23 protein-coding genes are annotated in these 21471 nt (G+C 70.3%); 14 read left to right on the plus strand and 9 right to left on the minus strand.

The window, feature by feature from the left end; genetic code table 11:
- A partial coding sequence (locus VI078_09655; GenBank protein HEY5999546.1) for a hypothetical protein occupies positions 1-192 on the plus strand: 192 nt, incomplete at its 5' end.
- Positions 192-884, plus strand: a complete 693-nt coding sequence (locus VI078_09660; protein ID HEY5999547.1) for a cation transporter — start codon at positions 192-194, stop codon at positions 882-884. The genes VI078_09655 and VI078_09660, both read left to right, overlap by 1 nt.
- A 15-nt stretch (positions 885-899) precedes the next feature.
- Here VI078_09660 and VI078_09665 read toward each other — a convergent pair whose 3' ends face one another.
- The 7 genes from VI078_09665 to VI078_09695 form a co-directional block, all read right to left on the minus strand.
- The gene (locus VI078_09665) at positions 900-2195 is read right to left on the minus strand and encodes a DUF5714 domain-containing protein (protein ID HEY5999548.1); all 1296 of its coding nucleotides are present in this window, start codon (positions 2193-2195) and stop codon (positions 900-902) included.
- A gap of 182 nt (positions 2196-2377) precedes the next feature.
- Complete coding sequence (locus tag VI078_09670; GenBank protein ID HEY5999549.1) at positions 2378-2635, minus strand: hypothetical protein; 258 nt, start codon at positions 2633-2635, stop codon at positions 2378-2380.
- Between the two features lie 86 nt (positions 2636-2721).
- Positions 2722-4041: a cytochrome c biogenesis protein CcdA gene (locus VI078_09675; protein ID HEY5999550.1), complete on the minus strand. Its 1320-nt coding sequence runs from the start codon at positions 4039-4041 to the stop codon at positions 2722-2724.
- A 39-nt stretch (positions 4042-4080) separates the two neighbouring features.
- A complete protein-coding gene (locus VI078_09680; GenBank protein HEY5999551.1) occupies positions 4081-4338 on the minus strand; it encodes a rhodanese-like domain-containing protein in 258 nt (85 codons plus the stop codon).
- Positions 4339-4527: 189 nt separating this feature from the next.
- Entirely contained in the window at positions 4528-5697 is a 1170-nt protein-coding gene (locus tag VI078_09685) for a multiheme c-type cytochrome (protein HEY5999552.1), read from the minus strand.
- 126 nt (positions 5698-5823) lie between these two features.
- Positions 5824-6612: a sulfite exporter TauE/SafE family protein gene (locus tag VI078_09690; protein HEY5999553.1), complete on the minus strand. Its 789-nt coding sequence runs from the start codon at positions 6610-6612 to the stop codon at positions 5824-5826.
- Positions 6613-6943: 331 nt separating this feature from the next.
- Positions 6944-7717, minus strand: coding sequence for a sulfite exporter TauE/SafE family protein (locus tag VI078_09695; GenBank protein ID HEY5999554.1), 774 nt, complete (start codon positions 7715-7717; stop codon positions 6944-6946).
- 84 nt (positions 7718-7801) lie between these two features.
- On the opposite strand from VI078_09695, the gene VI078_09700 reads away from it, so the two are divergent.
- The 12 genes from VI078_09700 to VI078_09755 all read left to right on the plus strand — a co-directional run bounded on the left by VI078_09700 (position 7802) and on the right by VI078_09755 (position 20474).
- A complete protein-coding gene (locus VI078_09700) occupies positions 7802-8716 on the plus strand; it encodes a LysR substrate-binding domain-containing protein (protein HEY5999555.1) in 915 nt (304 codons plus the stop codon).
- Between the two features lie 2 nt (positions 8717-8718).
- A complete protein-coding gene (locus tag VI078_09705) occupies positions 8719-10275 on the plus strand; it encodes an ATP-binding protein (protein ID HEY5999556.1) in 1557 nt (518 codons plus the stop codon).
- The gene (locus VI078_09710) at positions 10272-11615 is read left to right on the plus strand and encodes a sigma-54 dependent transcriptional regulator (protein HEY5999557.1); all 1344 of its coding nucleotides are present in this window, start codon (positions 10272-10274) and stop codon (positions 11613-11615) included. Before VI078_09705 ends, VI078_09710 begins: the two co-directional genes overlap by 4 nt.
- Before the next feature lie 19 nt (positions 11616-11634).
- On the plus strand, positions 11635-13221 hold the full coding sequence (locus tag VI078_09715; GenBank protein HEY5999558.1) for an ATP-binding protein: 1587 nt from the start codon (positions 11635-11637) through the stop codon (positions 13219-13221).
- A complete protein-coding gene (locus tag VI078_09720) occupies positions 13218-14558 on the plus strand; it encodes a sigma-54 dependent transcriptional regulator (GenBank protein HEY5999559.1) in 1341 nt (446 codons plus the stop codon). Before VI078_09715 ends, VI078_09720 begins: the two co-directional genes overlap by 4 nt.
- Before the next feature lie 253 nt (positions 14559-14811).
- Positions 14812-15297 carry a hypothetical protein gene (locus VI078_09725; GenBank protein HEY5999560.1) on the plus strand — a complete coding sequence of 162 codons (486 nt, stop codon included), beginning with the start codon at positions 14812-14814 and terminating at the stop codon, positions 15295-15297.
- A 23-nt stretch (positions 15298-15320) separates the two neighbouring features.
- Positions 15321-16238 carry a sulfite exporter TauE/SafE family protein gene (locus VI078_09730; GenBank protein HEY5999561.1) on the plus strand — a complete coding sequence of 306 codons (918 nt, stop codon included), beginning with the start codon at positions 15321-15323 and terminating at the stop codon, positions 16236-16238.
- A gap of 3 nt (positions 16239-16241) precedes the next feature.
- The gene (locus VI078_09735) at positions 16242-17018 is read left to right on the plus strand and encodes a TIGR02186 family protein (GenBank protein HEY5999562.1); all 777 of its coding nucleotides are present in this window, start codon (positions 16242-16244) and stop codon (positions 17016-17018) included.
- A 2-nt stretch (positions 17019-17020) separates the two neighbouring features.
- Positions 17021-17887 carry a universal stress protein gene (locus VI078_09740; protein HEY5999563.1) on the plus strand — a complete coding sequence of 289 codons (867 nt, stop codon included), beginning with the start codon at positions 17021-17023 and terminating at the stop codon, positions 17885-17887.
- Positions 17884-18309, plus strand: coding sequence for a universal stress protein (locus VI078_09745; protein HEY5999564.1), 426 nt, complete (start codon positions 17884-17886; stop codon positions 18307-18309). Before VI078_09740 ends, VI078_09745 begins: the two co-directional genes overlap by 4 nt.
- An 81-nt stretch (positions 18310-18390) precedes the next feature.
- A complete protein-coding gene (locus tag VI078_09750; GenBank protein ID HEY5999565.1) occupies positions 18391-19890 on the plus strand; it encodes a HAMP domain-containing protein in 1500 nt (499 codons plus the stop codon).
- Between the two features lie 128 nt (positions 19891-20018).
- Entirely contained in the window at positions 20019-20474 is a 456-nt protein-coding gene (locus VI078_09755; protein HEY5999566.1) for a cytochrome P460 family protein, read from the plus strand.
- Positions 20475-20490: 16 nt separating this feature from the next.
- Here VI078_09755 and VI078_09760 read toward each other — a convergent pair whose 3' ends face one another.
- Together VI078_09760 and VI078_09765 are read right to left on the minus strand one after the other, a co-directional pair.
- Positions 20491-20898 carry a desulfoferrodoxin family protein gene (locus tag VI078_09760; protein ID HEY5999567.1) on the minus strand — a complete coding sequence of 136 codons (408 nt, stop codon included), beginning with the start codon at positions 20896-20898 and terminating at the stop codon, positions 20491-20493.
- Positions 20899-21016: 118 nt separating this feature from the next.
- On the minus strand, positions 21017-21471 hold a 455-nt coding region (locus tag VI078_09765), incomplete at its 5' end, for a sodium-independent anion transporter (GenBank protein ID HEY5999568.1).

Consider the following 21471-nt stretch of genomic DNA (forward strand, 5'->3'; position numbering starts at 1 on the left):
GCGGTCGCGGTGGCGATCACCCTCTTCGGGCCGGAGTCCGGCGCGGCACTGGCCACGGTCGTCGGCGTGCTCGTGGAGGTGCCGGTGATGCTCTCGGTCTGCAGCTTCTGCAACCGGACGCGGCACTGGTTCCCCGTCCCGGGCGGCTCGACGGCGGGGCGCTGCGCGGCCGCGAACGGAGGCACCTTCTGATGGCGCAGGCGACCCTTCCCACTCTGCCGACGCTGCCGGCCGAGCCGCAGCGCGATGAGACGTTTCACCGCTGGGCCGCCGCCCTGGCGCTGGTGACGATCTTCTACAACATCGTCGAGGGCGTCGTCTCCGTCTGGTTCGGCGCGGCGGACGAGACGGTCGCCCTGTTCGGGTTCGGCGTCGACTCCTTCGTGGAAGTCATTTCCGGGATCGGCATCTGGCACATGGTCTGGAGACTGAGGAACCGGCCGGCCGGCACGCCCGACGAGTTCGAGCGGACGGCGCTGCGGGTGACCGGCGCGGGGTTCTACCTCCTGACGGCGGGCCTCGTCGCCACGGCGACGGTGCAGCTCGCGCGGGGATCGCGGCCGGAGACGACCGTCTGGGGGATCGTCATCTCGGCCGTCTCGATCGTCTCCATGCTGGCGCTCGTGCACTACAAGCGCACGATCGGCCGGCGCTACGGCTCGGCCGCCCTGCTGGCCGACGCCAACTGCACGCTGACCTGCATCTACCTCTCCGTGGTGCTGCTGGCCGCGAGCATCGGCTACGAGGCGACGGGGATCGGCCTGCTGGACTCGGCCGGCGCGCTCGGGATCGCCTGGTTCTCCTGGCGGGAGGGGCGCGAGGCCTTCGGGAAGGCCGCGGGCAACTTCACCTGCTCGTGCCAGGGGGCGTGCGGGAAGCCCTGAGGCGGCGACGGCGGCTCACTCGATCAGCACGAGCGCGAAGTAGTTCCACCGGCCAAAGGTTTCCTTCCGCGTGTCGATCTCGAAGCCGTTGTTTCTCGCTGTCTTGAAGACGTCGATCCCGCAGGCCTCCATGAGCGGCCGGACCCTGATCTTCTTCTGCTCCGCGGTGTGGGGCCCGCCCGGGGCCTCCGCCTCGCCGGAGGGTCAGGTCGCCCCCTCGGGTCCCGACGTCAACGCCGTCAGAGCGAAGGCCTTGTAGTAGCCCGCGCGGTAGGCCTCCCCCTCCAGGTGCACGGCGGCCTCGGACAAGGCCTTTCCCTTGTCGCTGGTGAGAAGGATCGCCTTGCGATACTCCTTCATGACGGATCTCGTGCTCGCCGTGTCCGGAGCGCACGGCGGGTGATAGGCGTCCTTGCCGTGGAACGGGCACCCGTAGAGGCACTTCCAGCGCACCCACTCCTCCACGACGACGGAGTCTGTGTCGATGATCTTCGCCTTCGCCGCCCCCAGCTCGAGGGACCTCGCCAAGAGCCGATCCATCCTGTCGTCCATGGAAGACCCTCCGCCGGCGACAACCGCCTCGTTGACCACGGGAAGTTGGACGCTCCGCTTGTCACGCCGTGCCGGCTCCTCCGGGAAGTACGGGCACCGCTTCTCCCGGCACCCGTGCGGATGCCGCGCCGCGACGCCGCACTTCGCCTTTCCCGGCGCGGGAAGCCGGATGCCGAGAGCCTCGCGGAGATACGGAACGACCGCCTCGAGGGCGCCCCGCACGTAAGCCTTGCAGCAGCTCGGCCCGGTGAGATCGGCGATCGCGCGCATCACCCGCGTCGCCGCCTCCATCGTCGTGCGCTGCGGCTCGTCCGTCCCACACTTCGAACCCGTGAGCACGGCGACGCAGGCCCCGAGCGCCGGAACGACGCCGCAGACGCCGGTGAGCCCGCAGTACCCGCCGACGGCCTGCGTGCCGGTGCGGGCGAAGACCTCGTCGACGTCCGCCTGCGTGACGGGACGCGACCCTTCGTTGCGCAGCGCCGCCATCAGGGCGGCCGCGGCAATGTAGGCGTGCTGGCACCCGAGAAACGGCAGCCCGGGCAGATCCATCATGCGCTCGGCGATCTCGAACGGGTCGCGCGAGGCGTTCGTGCGGGCGATGGCCTCGATGCGGGCGAGCGCTTCCCGGTTGTGGCAGGCGTCGCAGACGAAATGTCCCCGGGGACAGCTGATGTAAGCGTGCCCCGCGCCGCCGCAGAGCGTGCAGACGGACGGCGCGGCAGTCTCGCCGTAGATCAGCGGCTCACCGCAGACCAGGCAATGCTCGGTCTGCGGTCCGCCCCCGGCGCCCGCTTCCGCCGCCCGCTCCCCGGCGGGCTGCTCCGCGGGCGTTCAGCAACCGGAGTCGGTGGATTTCAGCCCGTCCGGGTCGGTCATGGCCTCTCCTCCACGGTCCTTGCCACGCACCGTCAATATACGCGCTTGGCCGTTCCCGGTACCTACGTTCCCAGGATCCGGCCGAGGAGGCCCTTCCTTTCGACGACAGGCAGCGCCGGCAGCCCCAGGTGCCGCCGGATCGCGGCCTCCAACTCCTCGTCGCTGACGTCCTTGCCCTCGATCACGATTTCGTCCTCGACCATGATCGCCGGCGCCACCGGCAGGTCCAGCGCGTAGTAGGCGTCAGTGTGGTATTCCGCCTTCGGCTGCGACCGCCGCTCGACGTTCAACTCGTACGTGCCGCCCAGCCTGGGCAGCATCTCCTCGAAGTGCTTTCAGGGCTTGCCTTGCGGCTCGTTGAGAAAGACGCGGATCCTGAGCATGGCCGTTCCTCCTTCGTTTCGGGTCACTCGGCGGCCCGCGCCTGCTTCATGCGGGCGAGAAAGGCGTCGGGGGGGAGATAGTCCACGAGCCGCAGGCGCCGGTCCTCATACCCGTCCGGCCCGAGGAAGACGACCGTCGGCACCCCCTTGATCGCGTACTGTTGCAGCAGGCGCAGCGAGCGGGGGTCCCCGCTGCGCGTCAGGTCCACCTTGATCGCGACGAACTCGGCGGTCGCCAGGGCCACGACCTGCGGATCGTGGAAGGTCTCCTCGTCGAGCCGGCGGCAGGGCGTGCACCAGGCCGCCGAGAAGTCGATGATGACGGAGCGGCCATCGCGGCGCGCGGACGCGAGCAGGTCCTCGCTGTACGGGCGCCACGACAGCCCCGGCCCGCGCAGGAGCCGTCCGCCGACGAGCACGACGGCGATGGCGAGGCCGAGGACGCCGACCGCGCGGCGCACGCGCCGGAACCCCCGCGATCCCTCCCCGCTCCGCGCCAGCCACCCGAGATCGACGCCGGCGGTAAGCGCGACGACGGCCAGCAGACCCAGGCCCGCGTCGGGCGCCAGGAGCGGGCGCACGAAGTGGACGGCCATGCCGACGAGGACCCAGCCCATGAGACGGCGGACCCAGACCATCCACTCGCCCGCGCGCGGGAGCCTCTCCAGCCGGCCGCTGAAGAGCGCCAGAACGAGCAGAGGAAGCCCGAGACCGAGACTCAGCGTGAAGAAGACCGTGAACCCGAGGAGGGCGCTGCCACTGCTCGCCACCCACGTCAGGAGCCCGAGCACGAACGGTCCGATGCAAGGGGCGGCGACCACCCCCATCGTCAGGCCCATGAAGACGCTGCCGAAGTAGCCGGCGAAGGACCGCGATGCGGACTGCGTCAGCCCCGACGGCAGACGAAATTCCCAAAATCCGAAAAGGCTTGCGGCGAAGGCGAGAAGTACGACGGCAACGGCGGCCAGGACGACCGGATTCTGCAACGCGGCGCCCATGAGCCCGCCGGTGAGTGCCGCCGCGACACCGAGCAGCGAGTTCGTGACGGCCAGGCCGCCGACGTAGCAGAGACCGTGCGCGAGGACATTGCCTTTCCCGCCGCCGCGCCCCCCGAAATAGGACACGGTGATGGGAATGATCGGATAGACGCAGGGCGTGAGATTCAAGGCCATCCCGCCGAGGAAGACCCCGAGGAGCGTCCAGGCCAGGCCGAGGCCGCCCTGGGTCGGGGTCGCATTCGCGGTGCCGGCCGGGGCGCTCGCCACCGGCAGGCCGTTCGCCTGCCACTCCGGGAAGCCGGTGGGGTAACGATAGACTTCCCGGTATCCAAGTTGTACGGCCACCCGGGCCGCCGAGTCGCTACGGACTCAGGTGAGGCCCGCTCAGTAGAAGACCAGTGGGCGCTCCTTGTCCGCGCCGAGCGCCCGTGCCAGCGCCCAGCGATTCTTCAGACGTGACCAGGCCGTCGGCTCGAACGGAAAGTTGACCGCCCCGGGGATGTGGCCGGTGCGGTACTCCCAGTCCTGGCGGGTGTCGACGAGCAGCACCCGGCCCGCCGCGCGCTCCAGCAGGCCGCGCGTCTCCGCGAGATCGATGAGGCGGTAGCCGCCGCGGGCGGCCTCGGCCCGGACATCCTCCATCGTGGGAGCGCCGGCGGCCGAAGCCGCGTGAGGCCTCCAGAGGAGAATCGGAATCGCGAGGGCAATGGAGCACCCCGCCCACATGATGGTACGTCGCGTGGGATTTCGCCACCGAGTCATGGTCTTCTCCCCCTCGTCTCAGAGCTCATGGTCACGTGCCTCGCGTTTGCCCCAGGTCCCCGGTCGCCTTCAGTACAGCGCTATCGTTTCGCGGTAGACGGGATAGGCGATCGGCTCTCTGTTCGCATAGCCGATCTTCTTCCGCCTCTTCTCGTCGAGCAGGTGATAGGTCACGACGACGTCGAGCTGTGAAGGCGGATTTCCTCCATCCCGGTTGAACTCAAACGGGAAGGCCGCCGGCTTCCCGAAAGGCAGCCGGGTATCCTTCACGTCCACGATGAATGGCCTCCACATGATGTACCGCTTCATGCGGAAGGAGTCGTGCTTGATCGTTTCTCCGGCCCGGTCGCGCAACGTCAGATCGAGGGTGAGGTGACGGTCCGGGGTGCCCGTGGGCAGGTAGTGGGCCGCCCCCTTGTTCGTCAGAGTGAAGACATACCGCACCCGTCCGCTGCCGAGCTCTTCGCTCTGATGGCTGACCTCGAGTGCGCCCTTGACCATTTCCGGGGCATGGCCGCCATGGAAGAGGTGCCGTCTCCCGCTTCGCATCACCCCGCCGCTCGCGATGGGACGACTGGCCGGCGGCATGTGACACCCGATGCAGTCCGGCCTCTGGCCTCTTTCATTGATCTCGGCCACGGTCCCGCACGGAGGAACCCGATAGAAGGCGTCCCAGCGACCATTCGTGACGACGTGACACCGCGCGCAGGGGCCGAGTCCCGATTTCATGTCCGGGCGGACCGTCACCGGATGAGGGGCCGCTGCCGACTCGAAAGGACCGACGATCCTTCCATCCTGCACGTGGCAGGTCGCGCAGGTGACTCCCTCGTCCCGCAAGGTCGGATCGTAGGATGGGTTGGGCTTGAGGATGGGGTGGAACTTTTCGCGATCCTCGAAGCCGAGAACGAGGTTCTCCTGCTGGTTCTCCAGGGGCGTGTGACAATTCAGGCAGATCTGTTGCGAACCGTCGTACGTGAAGTCCACCTGAAAGTACGGCTCGCTCCACGCCTGCGCGTGCATGCTCCCCGCCCATTCCCGGTAGATGTCCCGATGGCACCCGCCGCATTCCTTCGCGCTGAGAGTACTCAGCCCCTCAGGCGTTGCCGTCGCCATGGGTCTTTCAAATCGCTGGTCCACCACGAATATGGAGAGCGGCCTGACCATGCGCCAGGCGAAGAAGACGGAAAGCAGGGATAGGGCACCGATCCAGACTGTCCGCTTGCGCTTTCCGGCAGCCATCTTCCTTCACCGATCGGCAGCCCCTGTACTCTCGGGACCAAGCCCTCCCCAAGGCGGATCAGAGCGTGATCGTCTCCCGCGACGACATTTCCGCCGCCAGCGTCGGGAGCGTGATGATCCTGACGCTCAGTGTCCGGACAAGACCTGGAACCACATGCGCACCCCGGTGATCGCGATGATCACGGCGATCGCCAGCCGCAGGTACCTGGTGTTGACCTTCTTGCTGACCTTCCCGCCGAGCTGCGCCCCGGGGATGGTGCCGATCACGAGGGCGATCGCGTAGGGCCAGATGATCTGCCCGGTCGCCATCTTCCCGATCGTCCCCGTGACGGCGCCGAGCAGCACGATGCCGAGCGTGCTGCCGATCACGATCCGGGTCGGGAGGTTCAGCAGGTAGATCATCACCGGGATGTAGAGGAACGCCCCGGGCGCGCCGACCATGCCACCGAAGCTGCCGATCGCCAGGCTGACCGCCGCGGCGAGCGGCTTGTTGAACCGGACCTGCTCCGGCGGGACGTCCGCGCCCTGGTCGCGCCGGGGGATGAACATCACGACCGCGGCGATGACCGCCAGGGTCGCGAAGATCGCCAGCAGAAACGCGCTCTTCACGTTCTTCGAGGCCAGTGAGCCCGCCAGATTGCCGATGGCGTTCATGGTGCCCATGACGAGCAGGAGCTGCTTGCTGACGAATCTGTTCCTGTTGTGGACGAGGACCCCGGTCAGCGACGCCGAGAGGACCTGCACCATGCTGACGGCGGCGACCTGCTTCATCGTCAGCAGGCCGACGCCGAGCGCCGGCGGCACGTAGAGCAGCAGCGGGATCATGAAGATCGCCCCGCCGAGGCCGAGGAGACCCGAGAGGAACCCGCCGCCGAGGCCGAGGAGGACGAGCGTGGCGAGAAGCGACCAGGCCACGACTGGCTCCTAGCCGCGGGGCCCGGGGAGCGCCGCCCGCAGCTCCTCGAACGTCACGGTGCCGTCGCGTACGATGACGGTGCCGTCGACGGCCACCGAGGGGCAGGGCGGATCGCTGCCGGGGCGGTAGTCGGCCGAGGTCTTGCGGACGACGACGACCCCGGCGCCGAGTTCAGCCTCCGCACGGGAGGCGGCCTCGAGGTTCGCCCGTCACCTCTTTCCCATCGGGTCGTTGCTGTAGAGCGTGATCGTCGCCTTCGTCATTTCCCTATCCTTTCGTGAAATCCGATCAACCTGCGGCGGCGCGGCCGCCGAATTCGTGCGAGCGCCATCAGCGCACGACGTCCAGCGCCATCCGTGCGCAGGCCGCGAGTATCAGGATCGCCAGCGCGGTCCTGAGCGCGGGCGTCGACACCCGCCGCGAGAGCGCCACGCCGGCCAGCGATCCCGGAAGAATCCCCGCCAGCAGCGCCGCCGCCAGCGGCGGCGGGACCTGCCCCGTGGCGGCCTTCCCGATGAACCCGGCCAGCGAGGCGAAGAAGATGATCACCATGTTGCTGCCCATCGCGACGCGCAGCGGCACCTTCAGGAGGGCCACGGTGAGCGGGATGAGGATGAACGAGCCGCCCTGGCCGACCAGGCCGCCGAGCAGGCCGACGACCAGGGCGATCGCGACCGCGCCGGCGACCGGGAACGCGCCGGGCGCGTAGACGGTCCCGTTCCTGGCCGGCTGCGGGAGGAGGATCAGGGCCGCCGCGGCCAGCGAGAGCAGGAGGAAGAGCCCGAGGAGGAACCGGTGGCTGAACCAGTGCGATCCCGCGCCGCCCGCGAGCGCGCCGGCGAAGATGACGCCGCTCATCACGACGGCGAGGCGCCGGTCGACGTTGCCGGTCCGCCAATGCCCGAACGAGCCGAAGAGGCTGGCGAAGAGCGCCTGTGAGATCGTCAGGCCGCCGACGACGTGCATGGACAGTGGCTCCTGGCCGAGAAGCCGCGGCAGGTACAGCAGCAGCGGCGCGGTCACGATCCCGCCGCCGATGCCGAGGAGGCCCGAGAGCAGGCCCCCGCCGAGCCCGATCAGCAGGACGATCAGCGGCAGCGCCATGTCTTTCGTTCCCCCTCGTCAAGCTAGGCCGCGGGAATCGAAAAAGAAAATTCATAATCCTAATCAGAATGATAAAATCCCCTCATGAAGGGAGGCGCGGTGGGCCGGCCCACGCTGCATCAGCTGCGGGTCTTTCGCACGGTGGCCGCGGAGCGCAGCTTCACCCGGGCCGCCGCTGAGCTCGGGCTGACCCAGTCCGCCGTCTCCGTGCAGGTCAGGGAATTGGGGACGGTCCTCGGGACGCAGCTCTTCGAGGTCCTCGGGAAGAAGGTGCACCTGACCGCCGCCGGCCGGCTGCTGGAGGAGCACGCGGTCCGGATCGAGGGGCAGGTCCGCGAGCTTGCCGAGGCCTTCGCGGCGTTCCACGACGCGCAGGCCGGCTCGGTCCGCATCGGCGCCAGCACCTCGGTGGGGGTCTACTACCTGGCCCCGCTGCTCGCGGAGTTCTCGGCGAAGCACCCGCGGGTGCAGCTCTCGCTCGCGGTCGAGAACACGGCGCACATCGAGGCGCGCCTGCTGCGCAACGAGTCCGACCTCGGGTTCATGGGGGCGCCGGCGGTCTCCGCGGAGCTCGCGTCGGAGCCCTTCCTCGAGGACGAGATCTTCTTCGCCTGCGCGCCGGCGCACCCCCTGGCGCGGGCCGGGGCGGTCGCCCCCGCCCGCGTCGCGCGCGAGCGTCTCATCGTGCGCGAGAGCGGGTCGGCGACGCGGGCGACGATGGAGGCCCACCTCGCGGCCCGCGGCCTCACGTTCCGGGACACGATGAGCCTCGGGTCCGTCGAGGCGATCAAGCAGGTGGTGATGAGCGGGCTGGGCATCGCGTATTTCTCGGGTCTCACCGTCGGCCGCGAACTCGCGGCCGGCTGGCTGGCCCGCATCCGGGTCCGCGGGCTCGCCGCGAGCCGGACGTTCTACCTCGTGCGACATCGCGACCGGAAGGTCACGCCGGCGCTCGGCGCGCTCGCCTCGTTCGCGCGCTCGTGGCGCCCGCGGCGCTAGCCATGTCCCTCGAGCGCAAGATCATCGCGAGCTTCCTGATCAGCGCCGGGCTCGTCGCGGCGCTCGCGCTGGCCGGGGGCGTCAGCTTCGTCGAGATCCGCCGCGAGATCCTCGCCCTGGAGCTCTCGGACACGCTGCGGAGCAAGACGCTGCTGCTGCGCCGGCACGAGAAGAACTACTTCCTCTACGGCGAGGCCAAGGAGCGCGCCGAGGTCCACCGGCTCCTCGACGAGCTGGACGGCACGCTGCGCGTCGAGAGCGCCCGCGCCGGCTCGGCGGCGCTCGCCGGTCTCGCGAGCACCGTGGCCGAGTACCGCGGGCGCTTCGGGCGGATCGAGGGCCTCGCGGCGAAGGTCCGCGCCGGCCTGACCGGCTTTGCCGCGGCCGACCCCCGGGCGCGCCCCTACCTGCCGCTCGCCGATGCCGTCCTGCTGGAGCGGCCGCTGGTGAACGCGGAGGTCCTCGGGCCGCTGCTGCCGCCGGCGGACCGGACGGCGGTGCTGGCCGACCTGACGGCGTTGGACGCCGAGATCTCCGGCCTGCGGCGCAACGGCGAGGAGACGCTGCTCATCGCCCAGGACCTGGACGCGGCGGCGCGCGCCAAGGTCGAGCGGGCGCTCGCGCGCTCGCAGTCCGCCGCGCTGGTGCTCGTGCCGCTGTCCATGCTCGTCGGGGTCGGCTTCCTGGTGGCGATCAGCCACAACGTCGTGCGCCGCCTCAAGCTGCTCACCGCCGTCATCGAGCGCACCGGAGAGGGAGAGTTCTCGCACGATGCGCTCACCGAAGACCAGGCGAGCGACGAGGTCGGCGTGCTCGTGCGCGCGGTCAACCAGATGGAGCGGGGGCTGGCCGCGCGCGACCGCGAGCTGGCCGCGAAGAACGAGGAACTGCTCCAGGGGCGCAAGCTCGCGGCGATCGGCACGCTCGCCTCGGGCGTGGCGCACGAGCTGAACAACCCGTTGAACAACATCTCGCTCGCGGCGCAGATCCTCGCGCGCAGCCTCCCGGCCGGCGCCGGCGGACCGATCGTGCGCGAGACCCTCGACGACATCCTCTCGCAGACGCAGCGGGTGAAGCGGATCGTCGGCGATCTGCTGGAGTTCGCCCGCGAGAAGCCGCCGGAGCTGCGCCGAACCGACCTCGTCGCGCTCGTTCGCGAGGCCGCGGCGCGCGCGATCCCGCCGGGCGGCGCGGTGTCGCTGCGCCTCGCCGGCGAGCCGGGGGTCGCCGTCATGGCCGACGAGCACCTGATCACGCAGGTCTTCGTGAACCTGATCGCCAACGCCGTCGACGCCATGGCGGGCGCCGGCGCGGTGACGGTCACGGTGGCGCGCCGCGCGGGCGGCGTGGAGGCGGCCGTCGCCGACACGGGGCGCGGCATCCCGGCCGAGGAGCTGCCGAAGGTCTTCGACCCGTTCTTCACCACCAAGGAGCGGGGGACGGGGCTCGGCCTGGCCATCGTGTACAATGCCGTCCGCAAGCACGGAGGGAGCGTGGACGTGCGCAGCGAGCCGGGGCGGGGGACGACGTTCACGGTCACCCTGCCGGGGGCGCCATGAGCCTGAAGATCCTGGTCGCGGAAGACGAGGCGATCACCCTCAAGCACCTGACGTACGCGCTCGGGGCGGAGGGGTACGAGGTCGCCGGCGTCGGCAACGGCCTGGACGCGCTGCGCCGGATCGAGCAGGAGCGCTTCGACCTGCTCATCGCCGACATCAAGATGCCCGGAATGGACGGCCTCGCCCTGCTCGCCGCGGTGCGGGAGAAGCAGCCGGGGACCGCGGTCATCATCGTCACGGGCTTCGGCAGCGTCGAGTCGGCGGTCGACGCGATGAAGCGCGGCGCGCTCGACTACGTGACGAAGCCCTACAACCTCGACGAGCTGCTGCTGAAGGTCCGCCGGGTCGCGGAAAAAAAAAGACTTGAGCTGGACAACGAGGCCCTGAGGGCGGCGCTCGGCCTCGACGCCGGCCACCCCTTCGTCGGCCGCAGCCCCGCCTTCCGCCGGATCGCCGAGACGATCGAGAGCATCCGCGGCTCCGACTGCACGGTGCTGCTCACCGGCGAGAGCGGCGTCGGCAAGGGGCTCGTCGCCCGCCTGATCCACCGCAACAGCCCGCGGCGCGACCGCCCCTTCCTCGCGCTCAACTGCGCGGTGTTCACCGAGGAGCTGCTCGCGAGCGAGCTGTTCGGCCACGAGCGGGGGGCGTTCACGGGAGCGGTCGCGTCCAAGCGCGGCCTCCTGGAGGTCGCCGACGGCGGCACGCTCTTCCTCGACGAGATCGCCGAGATGCCGCCGGCGCTCCAGGCCAAGCTGCTCAAGGTGATCGAGGACCGGGAGTTCTTCCGGGTCGGCGGGACGCGCGCGCTGCGCGTGGACGTGCGCTTCCTCGCGGCCACGAACCAGAACCTGCCCGCGCTGCTCGCCGCGGGGCGCTTCCGCGAGGACCTCTTCTACCGGCTCAACGTGATGGACGTGCGGATCCCGCCGCTGCGGGAGCGGCGCGAGGACATCCGGCCGCTGGCCCGGCACTTCCTGGAGAAGCACGCGCGCAAGGCCGGCAAGGCGATCGCCGGCTTCGCCCCGGAGGCGCTGGCGATGCTGCGCGCCTACGGCTTCCCGGGGAACGTCCGCGAGCTGGAGAACATCGTCGAGCGCGCCGTGATCCTTGAGAAGAGCGGGCGCATCCAGCCCTCGAGCCTGCCGGAGAGCATCGCGCTCTTCGCCGTGGAGTCGCTCGCCGCCGAGCGCGTCAAGACCCTCGACGAGCTCAACCGGGAGTACGCCCAGAAGGTGCTCGAGCACGTCGAGCAGAACAAGGCGAAGGCGGCCGCGCTGCTCGGGATCTCGCGCACGAGCCTCTGGCGGATCCTCAAGCGGGAGGAGGCGCCGGAGTGAGCGGGAGGCGCCGGCCGCGGTGTCCCTGAGGCGCAAGATCCTGCTCGGCGCGCTGCTCGGCGCGGCCCTCATGGCGGGGCTCTCGGCGTTCCTCTATGCCAACTTCGTCGAGATCCGCGCCGAGACCGCCTTCCTCGAGCTGACGGACACCGTGCGCAGCAAGTCGCTGCAGCTGCGCCGGCACGAGAAGAACTTCCTGCTCTACGCGCCGGCGACCGCCGGCGCGGAGGCCGCGGCGATCGGCTCGTACCTCGACGAGCTCGACGCGATCCTCACCCGCGTGCCGGAGCCGGGCAGCGGGCTGGCCGCCTCGCTCGGTCCGCTGGTCCGGGAGTACCGGGCGCAGTTTGCGCGGATCGAGACGCTGGTGAGCGTCATCGCGGCCGAGTCCGCGGCGCTGCAGGCGCGCTCGCCGGCCTACGGGCGGGTGCGGGGTCTGATCGAGGCGAACTTCCTCGATCGGCCGCTGGCCGACGCCGCGTACCTGCGGTCCGACCACGCCCTGGCCGAGGACGACCGGCTCATTCTCTGGCTGCAGGAGCTGGACACCCTGATCACGGGGCTGCGCAGGACGGGCGAGAACATCCTCACGGCGTCGAAGGAGCTGGACAGCCGCGCGCGCGAGAAGGTCGACGCCGCCATCCGCCGCTCGCAGACCGCCCTCTTCGTCCTCTACCCGGTCTTCCTGGCGGCGGCGCTGGGCGCCGCGGCGCTGACCGCCGGCAGCCTCGTGCGCCGGCTGCGGCTGCTCACGACCCTGGTGGAGGAGACGGGCGCCGGCCACTATCCCGCCCCGCCGCCCGTGGGCGCGGCCGGCGCGGGCGGGGACGAGGTCGACCTGCTCACGCAGAAGTTCTACCTGATGGAGGAGCAGCTCCAGCGCCACGAGCGGGAGCTGGTGCAGGCGAAGAAACTGGCGGCGATCGGCACGCTCGCCTCCGGCGTGGCGCACGAGCTGAACAACCCCCTGAACAACATCTCGACCAGCGCCCAGCGCCTGCTGAGGAAGACGGGCGAGGAAACGCCGCCGGCGGTCAGAAAGGGCCTCGAGGACATCCACGGGCAGACGCTGCGGTTGAAGAGCATCGTCGGCGACCTGCTGGAGTTCGCGCGCTCGCGCGAGCCGCACCTCGCGGCGGTCGAGCTCGGCGAGCTGGTGCGGTCGGCCTGGCGCGCCGTCGCCGCCTCGCGCGAGGCGGGAGGGGTCGAGCTGCGGGTGCGCCTGACCCCCCCGGAGATCGTGCTGGAGGCCGACCGCGGGCAGCTCGAGCGCGTGTTCATCAACCTCTTCACGAACGCCGTCGACGCCATGCCCGCCGGCGGGACGCTCACCGTGAGCGGGGAGGAGGACGGCGAGGTGACGATCCGCGTCGCGGACACGGGCGGCGGCATCCCGCCCGAGCAGCTCGAGAAGGTCTTCGAGCCCTTCTTCAGCGGCAAGGAGCGCGGCACCGGCCTCGGCCTGGCGATCGTCTTCGGCATCGTCCAGCGCCACCGCGGGGCGATCCGCGTCGAGAGCGTCCCCGGCGCCGGGACCGCGTTCACGATCACGCTGCCGCGCTCGGCGGCGGCCGGCGGGAGCGCCGCCGCAGGCGGTGGGGGATGACGCGGCTGCGCATCCTCGTCGCCGAGGACGAGCAGATCACGCTCGACAACCTCGTCGAGACGCTGCGCGACGAGGGGCACGCCGTCACCGGCGTTCGCGACGGCGCCGAGGCGCTCGCGGCTGTCGAGCGCGGCCGGTACGACCTGCTGATCACCGACATCAAGATGCCGAAGCTCGGCGGGCTCGAGCTGCTCGAGAAGGTGCGGGAGCGCTCGCCGGAGACGGGGGTCATCGTGCTCACCGGGTTCGGCAGCATCGGCTCCGCCGTCGAGGCGATGCGCAAGGGCGCGATCGACTACCTCACCAAGCCCTACGACCTCGACGAGCTGACGCTGCGGGTGGCGAAGATCGGCGAGGACGTCGCGCTGCGGCGGGAGAACGCGGCGCTCCGGAGCTCCGCCGGCGCGGGCGGGCAGGCGCGGGTCATCGCGCGCAGCGCGAAGATGCAGGAGGTGCTCGCGACGGTCGAGCGGCTGCGCGATTCCGACGTCAACCTGCTGCTGCTCGGGGAGACGGGCGTGGGCAAGACGCTGGTGGCGCGCGCCGTCCACCAGGCGGGGCGCCGGCGCGACCTGCCGTTTCTCGCGCTCAACTGCGCGACGCTCACCGAGGAGCTGCTTGCCAGCGAGCTGTTCGGCCACGAGAAAGGCGCCTTCACCGGCGCGGTCGCCGCCAAGAAGGGCCTCGTCGAGATCGCCGACACCGGCACGCTCTTTCTCGACGAGATCGCCGAGCTGTCGCCCGGACTCCAGGCCAAGCTGCTCAAGGTCGTCGAGGAGGGGGAGTTCTACCGCGTGGGCGGCACGCGGCCGCTCCACGTCGACGTGCGCTTCATCGCCGCCACGAACCAGAACGTGCGCGCCCTGATTGCCGAGGGGCGCTTCCGGGAGGACCTCTACTACCGGCTCGACGTGATGGAGATCGTCGTCCCGCCGCTGCGCGAGCGCCCGGAGGACATCCGGCCGCTGTGCGCGTTCTTCCTCCAGAAGCACCTGCCAAAGTCCCGCAAGCGCATCACCGGCATCTCGGAGGAGGCCCTCGCGGTCCTCAAGCAGTACAGTTTTCCCGGGAACGTGCGCGAGCTGGAGAACATCATCGAACGGGCGATCATCCTGGAGCACGGACCGGTCATCTCCCCGGAGAGCCTGCCGCAGGGGATCCGCGTGCTCCGGGTCGGCACCGTCGACCCGGACCGGGTGCGCACCGTGGACGAGGTAGTCGCCGACTACGCGCGGCAGGTGGTGAAGATCGCCGGCGGCAACCGGACGCGGGCGGCGGAGATGCTCGGGATCTCGAGGACCAGCCTTTGGAAGATCCTCAAGGAGGATGAGCGTTGACGGCGTTCAGAATGTGAACACTGACATCTCCGACCGGCCCGGCTTCCAGCTCAAGACAAAAAATAACGTCTTTTCAGCACCTTAGAGTCGCCGGTTCCGCGATTCCCCGTGACCGCCTAGCCGGAACAAGTCGTCCATAAATTGAACAGCCCCGTGGGCCAACACTAAAATACTGAATAAATACAGCGCGTTATATTTGTGGCACCGTCCGTGCAATCTCCTCCGGCAGAGCCATCAAGAACGAGGAGGAAAGATGAAGCGGAACATCCTGTTCGTGACTGATCGCAGCGACGACGCCGACGGCGGCCTGTCGTACGCCTTCGATCTTGCGCGGGCGATGGACAAAGGGATCGCGGTGCTGCTGCTCAGCAAGAACCGCCTCATGAACCGGTTCGAGTCGCTGATGACCGCCGTCGCCTTCGCCGAGGCGGGCGAGCACGAGACGGCCCGCGAGATCCTCGCCCAGCCGGCCGCGGCGGCGGAGAAGGACGAAGCGAGTCCACGCTCGATCGCCGAGGCCTGCGCCGGTTCCGGCCTGTCCACCCAGATCAGCAGCGGCGACGGCGACATGGTGAGCGCCGTCGGCAGCTACCTCAAGAGCAACCGCAACGTCGAGATGGTGCTGCTCAGCCCCAGCATCACGGCGGAGGGCGCCGTGTCCAGCCGCGACTTCAAGCGCCTGCTGAGCACCGTCGCCCGCCCGGTCGTCACGCTGGCGCGCCAGGGGCACGTCGCCTAGGCGCCGGCGGGGAGGGAGGAATCATGTACCTGTATCTGCCGGTCGCGCTGACCAGCATCAACGTGCTCATCCCCGTGGGCCTCGGCCTCGCGGTGGGCCTGCTCTCGGGGCTCTTCGGCGTGGGCGGCGGCTTCCTGATGACGCCGCTGCTCATCATGTTCGGCATCCCCTCGACCGTCGCGGCGGCGACCGACTCCAACCAGATCGTCGCCGCGTCGACCTCCGGGACCTACGCCCACTGGAAGGTCGGCAACGTCGACTTCAAGATGGGCCTCTACCTGCTCGTCGGCGGCTTCGTCGGCGGCCTCGGCGGCGTGCAGCTGATCAAGGTGCTCAACGCCACGGGCAACGCGGACTTCGTGATCAAGATGACCTACGTGCTGATGCTCGGCATCGTCGGCAGCTACATGTTCTACGAGGGGCTCACGAGCCTGCGCAAGAAGAAGGCGGCCGCCCCCGCGCCGGCGAAGGAGACGGCGTTCACCCGCCTCCTCGCCGCCCTGCCGCTGCAGACGCGCTTCGAGAAGTCCGGCGTCACGCACTCGGTGCTGCTGCCGCTCCTCTTCGGCGGCTTCGTCGGCGTGCTCGCGGCGGTGATGGGCGTCGGCGGCGGCTTCCTGATGGTGCCGGTGATGATCTACCTGCTGCGGATGCCGATGCACGTCGTGGTCGGCACGAGCCTCTTCCAGATCCTCTTCAACTGCATCGAGGTCACGTTCCTCCAGGCGACGACGAACCACAACGTGGACTTCATCCTGGCGGTCCTGCTCCTGCTCGGCTCCACCGTCGGGGCGCAGGTCGGGGCCGTCTTCGGCAGGAAACTCAAGGGCGAGCAGCTCAAGGTGATCCTCGCGTCGATCGTCCTCGCGGTGACCGTGAAGATGGTCTTCGAGCTCACCCTGCCCCCGGCGCTGCTGCTGGCCCAGGCGGGAGGGCACTAGACCATGAAGCGGACGACCCTGACCACCCTGGCCGCGGCGGTCCTCTGCGGGCTCCTCGTTGCCGGCCCGTCGCGCGCCGAGCTCTCGGCCAAGGCCAACCACGACCACATCACGGTGGACTTCCTCTACCACGGCAGCTCGGTGAGCGTGCGCGGCATCGCCGATCCCGGCGTGGACCTGATCATCAAGATCGCCTCCGCCGACGGGCACGAGACCCTCAAGGAGAAGGGGAAGAAGGCCGGGCTTCTCTGGATGAACGTCGGCAGCCTCACGTTCGAGAACGCGCCGAAGGTCTACGAGGTCTTCAGCACGCGCCCGTCGCGCGAGCTGCTCTCCGCGGAGGAGGCCGACCGCTACGTGCTCGGCTACGCGGCGCTCAGCCGCCACGTCGAGGTCGGGCCGCTGGCGTCGGAACAGGAGAGGGCGAAATGGTTCGCCGAGTTCCTGAAGTTCAAGGAGGCCTCCAATCTCTACGCGCGGACGACCGGCCAGATCACCTTCGCGGAGAAGAACGGCAAGCGGGAGTACTACATCAACACCCCCTGGCCCTACCAGGCGCCGCCGGGGAACTATGTCGCCACGGTCTACGCCGTGCAGGACGGGAAGGTCGTCGAGACCGCCGAGTCCGGGGTCCTCGTGGAGCAGGTCGGGAGCATCAAGTACCTGGCGTCCCTGGCGAAGAACCAGGCCGCGCTCTACGGGCTGCTCTCGATCATGGCGGCGCTCGGCGCCGGCTTCGGCGTCGGCCTCGTGTTCCGCAAGGGCGGCGGCGCGCACTAGCCATGTACCGCAAGCTCCTCGTCGGCTACGACGACTCGCCGGCCAGCCGGGCGGCCCTGGCCGAGGCGGCGCACTGGGTGAAGCGGCACGGGGGCGAGCTGGCGCTCGTGCACGCCGTCTTCTTCGACACCGAGGAGTTCGGGATCGCCCCCGAGCAGCTCGAGAAGCGCGCCGCGCTCGGCCGCCGGCTCTGCACCACGGCGGTCCAGTCGGTCGGGGCGGCACCGGGCGTGCCGGCGCGCTCGATCATCTGCGAGGGCGAGCCGCCGGAGGTCATCCTCGACGCCGCGAAGAGCGGCGACGCGGACCTCATCGTCCTGGGGACCTACGGGCGGCGGGGCCTGCGGCGGATGCTCATGGGCAGCGTCACCGCGCAGGTCATCGGCAAGGCGCGCGCCGACGTCCTCGTGGTGCACCGCCCCTGCCAGGAGTGTCGCGGCGAGTACCGCTCCCTGCTCGTCCCGTACGACGGCTCGACCTTCAGCCGGGCAGCGGTGGAGCGCGCCTGCGAGCTCGCCGCCGCCGACAATGCAGCCGTCACGGCGCTGTACGCCATTCCCCGCTACGAGGAGATGGTCGGCTTCCTGCGGACCGAGGGCATCCGGGCGCGCCTCAACGAGGAGGCCGGGAAGATCGTCGCCGAGGCCGCAGCCATCGGCGCCGCCCACGGGGTGCGCGTCGCGACGACGGTCGCCGACGGTGCCCCCGTCGACCGGATCGTCGAGGCCGTGAAGCAGTCCGGGTTCGACCTGGTGGTGATGGGCAGCCACGGGCACCAGGGCGTCGAGCGCGCCCTGCTCGGCAGCACCGCCGAGCGCGTCGTCGTCCACGCCCCCTGCCCCGTGCTCGTGGCGAAGGAGCGGTCATGAGGGGGGTCCGGAAGGTCCTCATCGCGGTGAACGGCTCGAAGGACGTGCTGCGCCGGGGCCTCCAGCTTGCGGGCGACGAAAAGTGCTGGGTCACGGTCGTCAAGGTCGTGCCGGAGAGCGCCGGCGACCTCGACCTGACCGGAGTGAAGGACGTCGCGGACGTGCTCGACGGCGGCGTCGGCCGCGACCTGCGGGAGATCCGTGGCATCGCGGCCGGCGAGCGCGCGCTGGTGAAGACGCGCGTCGAGTCGGGCGCCGTGCATGAGCGGATCCTCGCCGTGGCCGCGGAGGAGCGTTGCGATGTCATCGTCCTCGGCCGCCGCGAGCGCTCCTGGCTGCGCAGGCTCTTCGGCGACAACGTCGTCGGCAAGGTGATCAGCCGGGCGCCCTGCCCGGTGCTCGTCGTCGGCGCGGGCGCCTGAGCCCTGCTGGCATCCGTCCGCTCCCGGCAGCCCGGCAGCGTGCCCGGTCGCCCCGGGCGTCGTTCGGCTACAATGCGCACAATGAGGATCCGGAAGAAGCTCCTCTTCGGGCTCGGGTTCTACGTCCTGTTCTCGCTGGCCCTGGGGCTGTTCGCCTACCGCGAGCTGCACGCGATCACCGCGGGGCTCAGGGTCATCGAGGCGGCGGACGACCTGACGAACACGATGCTCGAGGTGCGCCGCTACGAGAAGAACTACCTGCTCTTCCGCGACGAGGCCAGCTCGCGGGAGCTCGGGCGCTACCTCGCCGAGCTGCGCGACGGCATCGGACGGCTGGAGCGGGAATCCGGTGGCGAGGGGAGGAGCGCGGACTTCGCGCGGATGCGGGACGCGACGGCGGCGTACGAGCGGCTCTTCACCGGTCTCCCGGCCCCCCGTGCCGGCGCGCCGGCGGGCGACGGCGAAGGGCTCGAGAGCCTGCGCGCCGCGGCGCGGGAGCTGCAGGCCCTCGTCGAGGGCCTCGCCGGACGCGAGCGCAGCGCCCTCGACGCCCTGCTGGCGGGCGTGCAGCGCTCCCTGCGGCTGCTGCCGCTGGCGATCGCGGCCGCGATCCTCGTGGGCGTCGTCGTCGACGCGCAGCTCTCCCGCAGCATCGCGCGGCCCGTCGGCGATCTGGAGGCGCTGACCCGCCAGATCGCGGCCGGGGATTTCTCGCGCCGCATCGCGATTCGCGGGGAGGACGAGTTCTCATCCCTCGCCCGGTCGTTCAACCAGATGCAGGATCGGCTGCACGACACGCTCACGAGCCTGGAGCTGGCCAACCAGGAGCTGCGGGCGAACCGGGCGCAGCTGCTGGACGCCGAGCGCTTCGCGATGCTGGGGCGGTTCGCCGCCGGCGTGGCGCACGAGATCAACAACCCGCTCGCGGTGATCAACGAGAAGGCCGGCCTGATGCGCGACTACCTCGCGCGGTCTGCGGCGTTTCCCGAGCGCGAGCGTTTCGTGGAGCTGCTCGGCGCCGTCGCCGACGGCGTCGAGCGCTGCCGCGTGGTCACGCACCGCATCCTCGAGTACGCGGGCGGCGTCGCGGTGAGCCCGGAGGCCGCCGACGTCAACGCCGTGATCGGCGAGGCGCTCAAGCTCAGCGAGCCGCGCATGCTGGCCCGGCACGTCCGTCTCTCGCTCGAGCTGGCCGAGGGGCTTCCCCCGATCTCGGCCGGCCGCCGGCGCCTGCGGCAGGTGCTGCTCGACGTCATCGCCAACCGGGTCGAGGCGGCGGCGACCGGCGGGCAGGTGCACGTCTCGAGTGCGCTCAAGGACGCGGGCACGGTGCGGATCGCCGTGAGCGGGAGCGGGGCCGCGCTGACGCCGGCCGTGCTCGAGCACCTCTTCGAGCCGTTCTCGACCGCGCCGGAGACCGGCAGAGACCCCGGACTCGGGCTGTGGGTCTCTCGCGGAATCCTGCGGAAACTCGGCGGGGACATCCTCGTCGCCACGGGCGCGGAAGGTGAGACGACGTTCCTTGTCGAGGTTCCGGTGGGCACCCCGGCGCAGGAACCCCCGGGCGGGACCGCCGTCTAGGCACTATATTCAAGGGGCCAACCCGAACCGACCAAGGGAGGTCCGTCATGTGCAGCAGGTCTCTGGTGTCCGCGTCAGTCGTCGTCTTCCTCGCCGCCGCGTTCCCCTGCGCGGCGTCGGCCGCCTCGGTGGCGGATCTGCCCTTCGATACTGCCGCCGTCGGCGTGCCGCTTTCGCCCGTCTACGGCCTGCCGGTTCCCGACGGCTACCGGGGGTGGCAGCTCATCGCGGTCTCGCACCGCACCGACAACAAGGACGAACTGCGGGCGGTCCTGGGGAACCCCGTCGCGTTCAAGGCGCTGCGGGACGGATCCCTCCCGCTGCCCGATGGCGCGGTGATCGCGAAGCTCGCATGGAAACGCGAGCCGATGCCCGAGTTCGAGGGGGCGTTTCGTCCGGGCGCCGCGCCGCGCATCGAGTTCATGTACAAGGACTCGACGCGCTTTGCCGCGACGGGGGGCTGGGGCTTCGCCCGCTTCGTCGACGGGAAGCCCGCGGACGAGGCGACGCACAAGACCTGCTTCCCCTGCCACGAGGCGAAGGTCAAGGGCCACGACTTCCTCTTCACGCGCTTCGCGCCCTAGGCCTGCGCAGCGGCCGCTAGATCACGACCTCGGTCACCCAGAGGTCGTGCAGGTTGCAGTCACTGGAGCACCAGAGCGTGCCCTTGAAGTCCGCGGGAAGATCGTAGACGGACTCCGCCTTGGCGTCGGCGCCGGTGAAGGTTCGCTCGCCGATGAGCCGCCCCTCCGGCGAGATGATCGTGTGCTTGACGATGAAGTGCGCCGGGGTCATCGGGTGCGGCGTCATCACGGTGATCTTCCCCGCGGCGATGGTGACCTGCGGCGCATGCGCGGCTTCCTTGCCGGCCCAGCGTCCCGGGGCGTCCTTGGTGTAGATCAATGCGGTGGGGAAGGAGGTCGCCGCCTCCGCACGCCCCACGCGGCTCGCCGCGATCGCCACGCCCATCGCCAGCGAGCCCTTGAGGAAGTCCCTTCTGGTGCTCATGATCCGTCCCTCCGTGTTGAAGACGCCGGGGCGGCCGCCCGGCTCCACGGAGATGAAGCTACGTCCTCGGAGGGGTTCGCGCCACACCCGGCGCCGTCGCATTCGTCGCCGGATCGCTTCAGCGGGCGGTCGTCGGCGGGAAGTCCGGCGGCCCGGGCATCTGCGCGCACTCGCGGAAGATGCGCAGCCGGCAGACCCGGCAGCGCTCCGGGTCGAGCCGCGGGACGAGCTTCGCGAGCGCCTCCACCTTGGACGCGAAGACGTTCTCCGCCCCGATGCTGCGGATGCACCCGCCGCGGTGCAGGATCTCGCGCGCCTCCCCCTTGAGCGAGCAGAGGTAGAGCACGCGGCCGCTCAGTCGCAGACGGTGCGACTCCTCGTTGAGCATCTCGCAGCCGGCGAGGTCGATGAAGTTGATGCCGCTGCCCACGACGAGGATGTGCGCCTGCAGCGGGCTCTCGCGGGTGATCGCGTCGAGCCGCTCGGCGACGTGGTCGACGGCGCCGAAGAAGATCGACCCGTCGATGCGCACGATCTTCAGCTGCGGGCACTCGGGGAGCCTCTTGCGCTCGA

The organism is bacterium (assembly GCA_036524115.1).
In the GTDB taxonomy this organism is placed as follows: domain Bacteria; phylum JAUVQV01; class JAUVQV01; order JAUVQV01; family DATDCY01; genus DATDCY01.